The sequence below is a fragment of the Pseudomonas sp. Irchel 3A5 genome, from assembly GCF_900187575.1.
Classification (GTDB): Bacteria; Pseudomonadota; Gammaproteobacteria; order Pseudomonadales; family Pseudomonadaceae; genus Aquipseudomonas; species Aquipseudomonas folii.
Genome location: NZ_FYDU01000016.1, coordinates 93,740 through 106,381, shown reverse-complemented (window position 1 = coordinate 106,381; position 12,642 = coordinate 93,740). Strand labels below are relative to the sequence as shown.

Here is a 12,642-nt window from a genome sequence, read left to right as displayed (position 1 = left end):
TTGCGCTAGTGGGGTGCAGTGTCGTGGGACCGGCTTTAGCCGGGAAGAGGTCTGTACATCCGCCCGATGCCTTGGCGGTGGCGCAGCTTTCCCGGCTGAAGCGGGTCCCACATCTCTACCTGCTACGACCGGATCAGCTCAAGCACTCGGGAGGTGAGGGTGTCGATGGCAAAGGGTTTTGTCAGGACCTGCATGCCTGGTCCAAGTTGCTCATCGCCGATGGCGGCATTTTCGGCGTAGCCAGTGATGAACAGGGTTTTCAGCGTGGGCCTGACTTCCCGGCCTGCGTCAGCCATCTGCCGACCGTTCATGCCGCCGGGCAAACCGACGTCGGTGATCAGCAGGTCGATGTGTACGTCGGAACGCAACACTTTGAGGCCGGCGACGCTGTCACCGGCCTCGATCACTCGGTAGTTGAGGTCGCTGAGAACGTCCATCAACAGCATGCGCACCGTCGGTTCGTCATCCACGATCAGGATGGTCTCGCCTGAGTCCACTGGCGCAATCGATTTCTTGTCCGACTCACGTGGGTCTTCAGTGGCTTCACCGTCGTAACGGGGCAGATAGATGCTGATTTTTGTACCTACGCCAACCTGCGAATGGATGCGTACCTGTCCACCCGACTGTTTGGCAAACCCATAGATCATGGACAAGCCAAGGCCCGTGCCCTGGCCAATCGGCTTGGTGGTAAAGAACGGGTCGAAGGCTTTTGCAATGATCTCGGGCGTCATGCCAGTGCCAGTGTCCGTGACACTCAGCGCCAGGTATTCGCCTTCGGGCATTTCATGGGCGCTGGCCGCGTCACGCCCCATCCACAGGTTGGCGGTCTCAATCGTGATACGGCCGCCATCCGGCATGGCATCACGGGCATTGATGCACAGATTCAGCAAGGCATTTTCCAGCTGGCTACTGTCAACCAGCGTTGGCCATACGTCCTCCGTCCCTGAGATATGCACCGCAATGCTGGGGCCCACTGTCCGCTGGATGAGTTCGCCCATGCCCACCGTCAAGGTGTTCACATTGGTCGGTCGCGGATCCAGGGTTTGCCGACGGGAGAAGGCGAGAAGGCGGTGTGTCAACGCGGCTGCACGTTTTGCAGCACCTTGTGCGGTGCTGATGTACTTCTCGGTCTCGGTCCAGCGGCCCTGAGCGATTCTCGTGCTCATCAGCTCAAGGGCACCGGAGATACCGGCCAACAGGTTATTGAAATCATGCGCCAGCCCGCCAGTCAGTTGGCCTACGGCCTCCATTTTCTGCGACTGGCGGAGTTTCTCTTCGGCTTGCATCAGCTCGACGGTTCGCTCGGCGACTCGTTGTTCCAGCGTTTCATTGAGCGCACGCAACGCGGCAGTCGCCCGGTCACGCTCAGCCTCGATGGAGCGTCGGCGTTCAACGTCGATGACCACACCCGGCAAGCTTGACGGGGTGCCGTCATCTGCCAGATCGACCCTTCCGTTGGCTTCGATCCAATAGTATTTGCCGTCGGCACGACGCACACGGCACTGGTGGACATAGGCGCCGCCCTTGGCCAACGCCGTGCTGATCGCTTTCTCATGCCCGCTCAGGTCTTCTGGATGCACCGAAGCAGTCACTTGCGCGATGCTCAGCCCTTCAAGCCCCAGCGCCGGATCAAGGCCAAAGGCGTGTGAGAAGCCTTCATCGATGGTGATGCGGTCGTTGGGTACGTCCCAGTGCCAGGTGCCGATAATCGCGCCAGCTGCCAGTGCCAGTTGCACGCGCTCGACGTTTTGCCGGGCAAGCGCCTCGCTGGCGCGCAAGCGTTCCTGTGCGTTGCGCCTTTCCGTGACGTCGCTGAAGATAATCGCGATCTGTCTATCGGCAAGGTCACCCACGCTGACCGCCCGCACGTCAAACCAGCGCTTGAAGGCTTCGGCGTAGTTTTCGAAAGTGGCTGGTTCTCCGGTCTTGGCCACACGTCCGTAGGTCTCGAACCAGAAACGCTCCAGGTCCGGAGCGAATTCAGTGACCCATTTGCCGCGCAGGTTTACCCCGGCCTGGCGTTCGAAAGCAGGATTGGCTTCGACGAAACGGTAGTCAACCGGCTGGTCATCCGCATCGAACTTGACCTGGACGATGGCGAACGCTGATTCAATGGTTTCAAGAATGGTTCGGAAGCGATCTTCACTTCGACGCAAGGCGTTTTCTGCCGTGCGCATCCGGGAAAGGTCGAGCATCGCGCCGATCATGCGCACGGCCTGGCCTTCGGCGTTGCGTATCACATGTCCGCGATCCAGGATATCGGCGTAGGAACCATCCTGTCGACGGAAGCGGTACTCCCCGGTCCACGCGCTGCCGCTGCCGTCGATCAGAGCATGGATAGAGTCGTGAATGCGTGTCCTGTCATCGTGATGAATCTGGGCAATCCACCAATCACCGGTGGTCTCGATGGTCGCCAGAGGGTGACCATAAGCTTCTTCCAGTGCTTCGTTCCACAGCACCTGATTGGCGAGTAAATCCCAGTCCCAAATGGCATCGTTGGTCGCTTTCGCCGCCAGCCGATAGCGCTCCTGGGTTTCTTCTATTGCCAGGCCTGCGAGGTGCTCGTTAGTGCGGTCGCGCAAAATCTTGACGAAGCCAAGGTGGAGATTGTCATCGTCATAAAGCGGCATCATCTCGCCGGATGCCCAGAACTTTTTATGGCCCTTGCGCAGATGCCACCTTTCATCCAGGGCGCGTCCGTCCTGCAGGGCGTAGCGCATCTCGCGTTCTATCTGGCCACTTTTGCGGTCGGCCGGGGTGAAGAAACGTTCAGCCGTCTGGCCCAGCATTTCCTCGGCAGTCCAGCCTAATACCAGCTCTGCACCAGGGTTCCAGTCGGTGATGATCCCGTCTGGACTGGTCACGATCATCGCAATGTCGATGGCGCTTTCGAAGATAGCCTGCTGGCGCGTTTCGCTGGTGGCAAGCGCCGTCGGGGTGTCCTGCACTGAAGACGTGCAAACTGCGGAGGTGCGACTGAAAGGGTCGGCATCGCTGGCTTCGGTCGGCATTACAGCGGGATGCTCTGGATTGACTCCGGCGTCCTCAAGGGCTTTGCGCAGGCGTACGACTTCAGCCTCAAGCTCTTCGCGAGTCAGGTCTTTCAAAGCATTTCCCACGTTGGCATTGTTGCTCCTTGATGACCGCGTCAGGCAGAACCGTCGGGTTTCGCACGCACTAACTCTTTATAGCGCAGCTGGCTAATCCGCTTTTTTCGAAAAGATGAAGGAGCTGATCAGGTCGTTAACCCGTTTATGACTTGTCCACACTGAAGTCGGTTCCAACGGTTATTTGAATCGCGGGCAGAATCGGGCCAGCGGGGCGTGTGCGCCGGGCGGACTGAGTTCAGGGCACAGAAATAAAAACGCCGCTTTCTCGTTATCGAGACAAGCGGCGTTTTCTTTAGGCGAGCAGTCTTGCTTTATCGCTCGTCTAGTCAGCTGAACATCACAGCGCGCTGTTTACTGCGCGGTTTTCAGCTTGATTACATCACCGGAGATGGTAGTGGTGTAACCACTCAGAACCCAGGCCCAGAACCAGTTTTCCTGAACTTGAGTGTTGATCATCGCGTCACCGCCTTTAGCGTCGATGGCGGACTTCTGAGCACGGACGAAGCGGCTGTTCTGACGGATCGGGATAACGCCGAACAACATCAGGCCAGTGGCGCTTGCTTCACTGTGGCCCAGAACGGTGTATTGATTGCTGTCGTAGTGCGGGGATTTGATCGCGGTGCCGGTGCAGCCTGCCAGGGCAAGACCAAGAACTGCAGACGCTGCAACTTTGCTGATGTACTTCACTGGGGAAAACTCCATAGCGGAAAACCCCGGGATCCAATTTCTCGGGGGCGACACTTTAACCGCACTTCCTACAGATTGGAACGATGCGTCCTACAGCGGTTAACTTCGCGCCAATCACCGCTGCATACGGACAGGAAACGTGATGAAGAATTGTGGAATCCGATGGTTAACGAGTCTGAAGTGCGTCGCTGCCGCTTGACGACTGATCGACCACACGAATGCTGTCGCGCCCCTCACGTTTGGAGGTGTAAAGCGCAGCGTCACTTTGTTCGATCAATGCCGCCAGGCTGGCAGGAGGATGCTCGAACAGGTTGGCGCCGATACTCAGTGTAACGGCCTGAGGCGTGATAAACGTCTGTGAGGTGGTTGTGTGGAACTGGCTGCGCAGCTCATTGCCGAGCGCCAGCACCTTCTCGCGAGATGTGTTACTCAACAGGATGACGAATTCGTCACCGCCCAGTCGTGCCGCCAGTGCGCCTTCTGGCAGAACCGAGCGGATCATCTCGCTCAAGGTGACAAGCAGGCGGTCGCCCGCGGTGTGCCCGAACAGGTCGTTGACCAGTTTGAAGTTGTCGATGTCAATCAGCAGCAGAGCGCAGGGTCGAGCGCTTGTCACCTGATCGAGCAGGCGCGGAGCCCGGACTTCAAGCGCTCTGCGGTTGTACAGCGCCGTCAATGGATCCCGGGCGGCCAGTCGGGCGATTCGCTTTTCTCGCCGGTAGCGTTCGGTTCCCGTCATTGAAAGGGCGATAAGCATGATTGCCATCGCCCCCTCGACCAGTGAAATCTGAATGATCTCGCCACGAAAAGCAGCGAGATCGATCAGCGTGCCCGGGACAACTGCCGGTATCGCCTTGGCAATATAGAAAAGGCCATGTACCAGCAGCACATAACGTAGCTGAACGGCCCCGATACTCAGTGACTTGCCATGGGGACGCAGGAGGGCACTGGCTCGCAACGTCAACAGGGCGACGAGCAGAGAGTTGACTACCAGCATGACTTTGGACCATGACGGATCGCTCGGCAGTAAAAGCAGCACCAGCCACACCCCGGGGATCAGGTACCAGGCTCGTGATAAACGCGTTTCCGTGAAGCGTGCCACTCCTAATAAAAACAACCCGTGGGCCGCGACCAACAGGCCGTTTGCCACCCATATGCCTACCAGCAAAAAGCCGCTCGCGCGTAACAGGGCAAGGGTTGACCCCACGCTGATCGTCGCAAAACCGGCGCTCCAGAACAGGAGTGAAGATTCACGCACCGTACGCCACTCGACTGCCAGATAGAGTGACGCCGCGGCAGCGAGTGCGATGGATAGGACCAGCAGCGTGGGTGGATCGAGCGCCATGAACTGACGGGCCTTTCTGATGGGTGATAAAGGCGGAATTGTATGCGTTTGCGCAGATATTTCAGAGCGTCTGGTACAACATTTCTCTGAGGCAAGACCATCGGAGCGATAAAAGTGAATTTCTCTGTCGGCGCTGGCTCGATAAGGAGCGGCGCTGCCGAAATAATCCGATCATCCCTATTTTTTATGGCTCGTAATCCTTTACGGCCGGGAGTATTCAATGACCACTTCTTTCAAGACAGGCGACGCCGTGCGCTGGAACTCCGAAGCGGGTGAGATCCATGGCAAAGTGACCAAAGTCCACACGAAAGACGTAGAGTTCATGGGCAAACACCGACCAGCCTCGAAAGATGATCCTCAATACGAGGTCAAGAGTGACAAGACCGGGCATCTGGCGATGCATCACGCCGGTGCTTTGCATCGAGTGTGATGAATCAGCGATGTCGTCTTTAGACCGGGCGGCACCCCATTCAAGCGCAGGACCTGACTGAACTGCGCGCTGCCAACGGCCGGGCGAGACTGAGCAGCCCCAGCAACGCCAGTCCTGCGCCGACCCACAGCGGAGCGCGCAGGCCATAGCCTGCATCGATGGCGGCGCCACCGGCCCAGCTGCCCAAGGCGAGCCCTGCGGTTATCACCGAGGTATGCAGGGTATTCACCAGTGCGCCGGGCTCGGCGGCCTTCATTACCCGTGCGACCATTGCCGGGTTCAGTGCCACGCCGGTCAGGCCCAGCAGGATGAAACAGGTCAGGTTCAGCCAGAGGTGATTACCTGCCAGCGCGAAACCCGTCAACGCGAGTACCAGCAAAAGCAGACCCCAGCCGAGTGCCTGGAAGGTGTATTGATCCGCGATGCGGCCGACGATCATATTGCCCAGCAGATTAGCCACGCCATATAAAGCCAGCATCGGGGCGACGTGGCCCGGCGCCAGGCCCACCTCTTGAATCAGGATCGGCGTGCAATAACTGAATGCTGCAAAAGTGGCACCGATGATCAGCCCGCTGGTGAGGTAAGCGCCCCACAGGCTGCGGCTTTTCAAGGTGGCCCACTGTCGGCTTAGCGCCGGTTCGCTGCCTGCTTCGCTGGAGGGCAGACGCGCCGCAGCCAGGGCGCTACAGATCAGCGCCAGGCCTACGACCAGCCACGAGCTGGCACGCCAGCCATAATGGTGCTCGACCCAGGCCGTCAACGGCACTCCCGCTACCGGGGAGAGCATCAGGCCCGCAAGCACCACCGACACGGCACGACCTCGAACTTCGCGTGCGACCAGCCCGGCGCATACCGTCAGGCACAGCCCGATACACGCGGCGCTTGCCACGCCCATCATGATCCTCGCGAAAGCCAGCACCGGATAGCTGGGCGCAATTGCGGCCAGAATCCCGGCAGCTACATAGACCGCCAACAGGCCAACCAGCGCACGCTTGTTGCTGATGCCCCGGCTGAGCAGTAATACCGTGACAGGGGGCCCGCCCAACGCCATGCCCAAGGCATAGAAGGCAATGAGGTTACCCACTTGCGCGAGGCTGACCGAAAACGCATCTGCCAGCGCGGGCATCATCCCGGCAACCATGAATTCGGCGGTTACCAGAGAGAAGATCGTCAATCCCAACAGGTAGACAGTAGAGGGCAGTTTGGAGGGGCGGGTCATGCTGGTCATGTTGGTTGCAGGCGTCTCGGTCTTGAACAAGGCCCGCTACCCTAGGGAGAGTTGATCAAATGGTCAAATAACTGTTGGGTATAGGGCCTTGCCTTAAAGACGGCCAGAAGCGGCCCCGGTGTCCATGAAGCCGCGCTGTGGCTCATCAAACAACATGCAGCAACTGGACTGAAATGCATTTTCTGTAGGAGCTGCCGAAGGCTGCGATGCGTTTCTCCTGATACACCGCGATCGCAGCCTTCGGCAGCTCCTACAGATCCTGTATTTAAAGTGCGACAGCCAAATCAGAGGGCATGCCCTGATATGAGTTGATCAACTAGCGTTTTTGCTTTCAGCAGCACCCAACACGCCTTTCAACAGAAGGTGCTCAACCTCCGGCGTGCGCTGATTCGCTGCACCCAGATACTCGATCAGTTCAGCTGCACGGCTGCCACGCAGGCCTGCCGTGGTGATCTCACCGTCGCGCACATAGGTGTAGAGCCCGGATACCGCAAAGGCTTTGAGCTGGGCGATGTGTTCGGACTGTCCCGCCAGTGTTGCCTGAAACAGCGGGCTCTCGAAGAAACGACGACGGGCCAGTGGGCTCTCGAAGGCTATTTCCATGATCACAAGTTCTGCTCGCGCGGGGTTGGCGTAGTGCGCGACGTTGGGGGCAGGGGGATGCATGCCGTCGTTGTTGAACGGTTGGGTCAGATGCAGGCGCAGCTTCAGGACTTCGTCCGCACCGGCCAGCACATCAGCCAATTCAGTTGCCAGATAATCCTTCAACTGCGCAAGACTGGTGCGCGGGCTGAAATGCACGTGAATGCGGTCAAATCTGTCCTTACCGTTGAAGGTCTCGTCGTTCAAGCGATTGACCACGGTTGCTGAACCTTCTGGCAAATCGTAGGCCAGGGTTTCCTCGAACATGTTTTGCTCGTCCGAGAACAGTATCGGGCAGACGGCCTGAAATTGTTTTTGATCCTGAGCAGAGGCGAATCCTATCTCGACGCCGCCATCCAGCTCGTAATCGGCTATCTCTTTAATGCCATCGGCCAACGGCCACAGATGGGCATCCTGATTGCGGGAAAAATGGTGCTGAATATACAAGCCAAGCCCCGGCAGACGGGAACAGAGCGGGCCATGCACGTCACGCCAATAAGTGGCGAAGACGTCGTGTGGAACGCGCTCGCGTCGTTTGACCGTGGTGTAGCTGTTGATCTCAATCATGACGTTACCTTCAAGTTGGGGAAATTATCGGCATGAAGTTGAGAGTGGGAAGGTGGTGAGTCGTTCGGTTTCTATCGGTGGATCCAGCAGGATGACCCGCACACCCTTCAGAACTGGCACACTTGCAGGCATCCCCAGCTAGCCCGGAGCTCATGCCTTGACCCGCCTCGATCATCTCCAGTTGATGGCCAGATACAGTCTCTGGATGAACGACAAGCTGTATTTCGCTGCTGCGAGCTTGCCGACGGAAGCGTTGAGCGCAGACCGTAATGCTTTCTTCGGTTCGATTCTGGGAACGCTGAACCATCTGCTGGTGGCAGACACCATATGGCTCAAGCGTTTCGCACGGCACCCGGCAGGGTTTCCAGCGCTGGATGGGGTGTGTGGTTTACGTGACCCTCAGGCCTTGAACGAGCAGATGTTCAACAACCTGGCGGAACTGACCGCCCAGCGCAGACGGATGGATCAGGCCATCATCGATTGGGCCGCAGAGCTTGAAGAGGACGATCTGGACGTCGTGCTGCATTACACCAATACCGCCGGTGTGCCGGCTGCGCGAAACTTCTATGGCTTGCTGATCCACTTCTTCAATCATCAGACCCATCATCGGGGGCAGGCGACAACATTGCTGACGCAGGCCGGAGCTGATGTTGGCTCTACGGATTTGCTTGGGCTGATCCCAAGTCTGGACTGACGGCCATAACGGGCAATGGCTGGACGCTATGAAGACCTTGGGCTAACTTTGCGCGGCTGCGGATCGGCTGCAGCTGATGTGCATTAACGTGTGAGAAACACCTTTAAAGGAATGAAACCTGCCAATGAAACTCTCCACTTTGCTGCTTCCCGTCGTCACCTTGTTTGCCACTGGCAATGCTTTAGCCTCCAGTGACCCGCTGAAGGATTACCTGAGCTGCGGCCCTCAGTCGTTTCCGGTCATTGCGCAAGAACCTTTCAAGTCGTTGGTTCCCTCCAAACAGGAAAATGGGCGTATCACCTTGCAAGGGGGGACCAAAAGCGAAACGGGGCAGCGTTGGGTATTCGACAAGCCAGTCGTTGTTAGCGGACTTTCACTGACCGGTTTTTTTGCCGATGACATGGATCTGATGGGCTCCCGTGTTATCAACTGGGGCTTCTACGTTCAGCAAACCCCGGAACAAATTGCCGCTTCATTGAAGAAATCACACTCGGTGGAGTTGCTGTCCGCCAACGGAGTGTTGGCGAGGCCGGAAGTCTGGTCTGAAAAACAATCGAAGTGGCTGTCTGAAACCTCCGGCGACACCGCAGGCAAGCTGGTAACCGATACGTCAGAGCGTGTTTTCATGGTTGAACCGGCCCCTGCTGATCTGTCTGCAGGTAGCAAGGCCATGGTGACGTGTTCCGTTCAGGGCAAGATCAGCGACGCGGCACTGAAGTCGACCCGCCCGGATTTGCGCTAACCCGATAAATGCCAGATCCACGCCTGTCTGGCTGAGGGGCGCTGCGTTAAAGCCGCGCCTCCTCGTACTGCCGTCCACTCAAGGCCGAACCGGTATAGAATTCACGGCCCCGGAACCCGCTCGTTCAGCATGTATCGTTCAGGGCAGGGAACTCAATGTGCCATCATGTGCTCGTAGTACCCGAAGCAACACAGACCCTCTCTGTGACCGACATCAAGGCCACTCGATGTCCGCCGATAACCTGACATAAATACAATGCTGATCCGCTCCACGCCAGACTGCCGCGGCTGCGATGCATCACCCCACTGAGGCTGCTTGATGAACACCCTATCGGCGAGTGACCGTGCGCAGCTGTTGCGTGAAACCACCGCACAGTTCTGGCAGCACATCGTGCCCATCGTGCAGATCGCTTTTTGTATTCATCTCGTTCTGTTTGTCTTGTTCAGTGCGTTGAAAGTGCCGTTGCTGGCAGTGGGCAACGGGTTCAGCATTCTGGCCTATGTGGCCTGTCTAAGAGCCATCCGCGCCGGGCGTTACAGCCTGGCTGGCACGCTGATGAGTGGAGAAATCATCCTCCATGCCTTATTGGCGACCTGGATACTGGGCTGGAACAGTAATTTCTACTTCTACCTTTATTGCGTGATCCCGATCGTCGCATTCAGTTTCCATAGTGCGCGCCGACTACGGCTGTTGCTCAACCTGGCAATTCTTGTGGTATCAGTGGGTGGCTTCGCGCTGCGTGGGCATATGGGAATAAATTCTGGCGTGGCCCCGCAGATACTTGATGTGCTCGGCATCGTTAATGTATTGACCGCCGTTGGCGTTTTGTTACATGGCACGGCCTTGTCGGTGCGCTTCACGCGGTCCATGCAACTGAACCTGTTTCATACCGCCAATCGTGACAGCCTGACCAACCTCTATAACCGGCGCAGGGTGATGCTCGGTGTGCGGCAGTTGGCCAGGTCGGTGCCGTCAGCGATCATTCTGCTGGACATCGACCATTTCAAGCAGATCAACGACCGCCTGGGCCACGAACAGGGTGACCTGATCCTCCAGCGTGTGGCCGAAGCCATCAACAGCAATGTGCGTGGGACAGATGTGGCTTCTCGTTGGGGCGGCGAGGAATTTCTGGTGCTGATGCCCGATGCCTCCGAGCAGGCGGCGCAGGCCGTGGCTGATCGAATCCTGTTGCGTATCCGCGAATGGGTCGGGCAAGTGGATCAGGGACCACTCACCGTCACGGCAACCCTGGCTGTGAGCGAAATCCGTTCGGGGGAAAGCTTTGAAAGCGCGCTCAATCGAGCGGATCAGGCGTTGTATCAAGGTAAGCAGCAGGGGCGTAACAAGGTGATGTTGGCGGGGTAAGCGTGGGACGGGCTTCAGCCGGGAAAGCTGCCTGGCAGACGCTACACGGGCAGCAGCTGTTCCGGCCTCTTCCCGGCTAAAGCCGGTCCCACGTCAGTTTTGCGGGCAAACAGCGAATCTCATTTCAATTCAGGTTCAGCCCATCACGCGGGAAATTGCAGCGCGTTGGTCAGGTCGCCCATGGGCGTTTGTCCGCGAGCGATCATCGCTTGGTCCCGCTCCTTGAGGCCATCGAGCTTTTCCAGGCCATGAACCCGGGTGACCAGGCGCAGGATCGAGGCGGTGTCGTAGACGGTGTGATCAACCGTGCCCTTGCGCGCGAAGGGCGAGACCACCAATGCCGGAATGCGGGTGCCCGGACCCCAGCGATCGCCTTGCGGGGGCGCCACGTGGTCCCACCAGCCGCCGTTTTCGTCGACGGTGATGACAATGACCATGTTTTCCCACTGCGGACTGTTGCGCAGCACCTTGATCACGCGGTCGATGTGCCGATCACCTGCGGCGACATCTGCGTAACCGGCGTGCATGTTCAGGTTGCCTTGAGGCTTGTAGAACGTGACCGCAGGCAGCTTGCCTGCTTCGGCATCGGCGAGGAATTTATTGCTGCTGACTTCATCGCCCAGTCCGCCATCGCGCAGGCGTTTCTTGCGCTCGGTCGGGTTTTGAGGCCCTTGCTGGACGAAGTAGTTGAACGGCTGATGGTGGTACTGAAAGTTGGGGATCTTCGGGATACCGGTAGAATCCTTGAATTCATCCAGCGTGACCTGCCAGGCACCTGCGTACCAGGCCCAGTCGATGTCCTTTTTCGACAGTTTGTCGCCAATGTGTTCGTGAGTCTGTGGCACCAGCACGTTAGGCAGGTCCGGTTTGGAGTAGTCCGGTTTTTCCGGGTCACGCAGCCAGGTTGGCCAGAACGGCGGTGCCAGAGTGTTAACCGCAAAGCCATCGGGCGTCAGTGCGCTGGGGCCGAACTGCGGTGCGCCGGTCATGGCGCTGGCCGGGGATTGGTCCAGTGGCTTGAGGCGCGGATCTTTCGGGTTATCGCTCTGCAATTGGGCGATCTGTGATTTGGCTGCCGAGTTGGCAGCATCCGGGTAAACCGGCGCGGTGGCGGCAATCAGGTACTGGTGGTTGAGGAATGAGCCGCCAAAGGCACCCTGGAAGAAGTTGTCACAAAGCACGAATTCCTTGGCGACGTCCCACAGGCGCAACGAATACTGACTTTGCGCGTAGTAGCCCATGGGCAAACCGCCCGAATCGGCCCAGGCGACGAAACGGTCATTCTTGCCACCGTTGATCTGCATCTGATTCTGATAGAACACATGCCACAGGTCCCGGGTGACGAGGCTGAGCGGCAAGTCTTCGCCATTCATGCCTTTGAGCGGGAAGGGCGCGTTGGGCAGGTTCTCCTGAAACTGGCCGCCAGCGGGGTAACTCACGCCGTCAACAGTTTGAGGTCCCAACTGCAATACGCCGCCCCAGGCCGGTGGCAGGGTCTTCAGCAGTGAGCCATCCCGGTCGCGTTGCTCATAGTCGGCGGGCTTCAATGATGACAGGGGCTTTTCCACGCCGGGAAAGTTGCCGAACAGATTATTGAAGCTGCGGTTTTCGGCGTAGATCACCACGATGGTTTTGACGTTGTCGCGCAGCGCCTTATCAAGCGCCATGCCGGTCAACGGTGCGGCATTGGGCGCTGATGCAGGCGGTTTTTCCTGGGCTGTCGCGTAGCCGCCCAAGGTCACGCCTGCCCCTAATGCAGCCATGCCGCCCAGAAAGCGGCGACGGCTTGGGTCGGTCTGCGAGTTATCGTCTGATTTGTCGCTCATCGTGGA

General features: G+C 58.3%; 10 protein-coding genes. 4 read left to right on the top strand and 6 right to left on the bottom strand.

Translation table 11 applies throughout. The features are described from left to right. Positions 1-122 precede the first annotated feature (122 nt). From CKW31_RS23940 to CKW31_RS23930, 3 genes are all read right to left on the bottom strand, one after another. Complete coding sequence (locus tag CKW31_RS23940) at positions 123-3,011, bottom strand: PAS domain-containing protein (RefSeq protein WP_095100936.1); 2,889 nt, start codon at positions 3,009-3,011, stop codon at positions 123-125. Between the two features lie 450 nt (positions 3,012-3,461). After that, on the bottom strand, positions 3,462-3,797 hold the full coding sequence (locus CKW31_RS23935) for a hypothetical protein (RefSeq protein ID WP_095100731.1): 336 nt from the start codon (positions 3,795-3,797) through the stop codon (positions 3,462-3,464). A gap of 166 nt (positions 3,798-3,963) precedes the next feature. Beyond that, a complete protein-coding gene (locus CKW31_RS23930) occupies positions 3,964-5,142 on the bottom strand; it encodes a GGDEF domain-containing protein (RefSeq protein ID WP_095100729.1) in 1,179 nt (392 codons plus the stop codon). Positions 5,143-5,362: 220 nt separating this feature from the next. On the opposite strand from CKW31_RS23930, the gene CKW31_RS23925 reads away from it, so the two are divergent. Next, a complete protein-coding gene (locus CKW31_RS23925; protein ID WP_095100727.1) occupies positions 5,363-5,572 on the top strand; it encodes a DUF2945 domain-containing protein in 210 nt (69 codons plus the stop codon). 40 nt (positions 5,573-5,612) lie between these two features. Here the strand turns inward: CKW31_RS23925 and CKW31_RS23920 are convergent, their stop codons facing one another. Both CKW31_RS23920 and CKW31_RS23915 read right to left on the bottom strand, forming a co-directional pair. After that, a complete protein-coding gene (locus CKW31_RS23920) occupies positions 5,613-6,830 on the bottom strand; it encodes an MFS transporter (protein WP_343073031.1) in 1,218 nt (405 codons plus the stop codon). A 282-nt stretch (positions 6,831-7,112) separates the two neighbouring features. After that, positions 7,113-8,009: an EthD domain-containing protein gene (locus tag CKW31_RS23915; RefSeq protein WP_095100725.1), complete on the bottom strand. Its 897-nt coding sequence runs from the start codon at positions 8,007-8,009 to the stop codon at positions 7,113-7,115. A gap of 157 nt (positions 8,010-8,166) precedes the next feature. Here CKW31_RS23915 and CKW31_RS23910 point away from each other — a divergent pair, with 157 nt between their 5' ends. The 3 genes from CKW31_RS23910 to CKW31_RS23900 all read left to right on the top strand — a co-directional run bounded on the left by CKW31_RS23910 (position 8,167) and on the right by CKW31_RS23900 (position 10,810). Beyond that, positions 8,167-8,703, top strand: coding sequence for a DinB family protein (locus CKW31_RS23910; RefSeq protein WP_095100723.1), 537 nt, complete (start codon positions 8,167-8,169; stop codon positions 8,701-8,703). 124 nt (positions 8,704-8,827) lie between these two features. Beyond that, positions 8,828-9,445: a hypothetical protein gene (locus CKW31_RS23905; RefSeq protein ID WP_095100721.1), complete on the top strand. Its 618-nt coding sequence runs from the start codon at positions 8,828-8,830 to the stop codon at positions 9,443-9,445. A 318-nt stretch (positions 9,446-9,763) separates the two neighbouring features. After that, a complete protein-coding gene (locus CKW31_RS23900) occupies positions 9,764-10,810 on the top strand; it encodes a diguanylate cyclase (RefSeq protein ID WP_095100719.1) in 1,047 nt (348 codons plus the stop codon). Between the two features lie 143 nt (positions 10,811-10,953). Here the strand turns inward: CKW31_RS23900 and acpA are convergent, their stop codons facing one another. Then, entirely contained in the window at positions 10,954-12,636 is a 1,683-nt protein-coding gene (gene acpA, locus CKW31_RS23895; RefSeq protein WP_095100717.1) for an acid phosphatase, read from the bottom strand. Positions 12,637-12,642 lie beyond the last annotated feature (6 nt).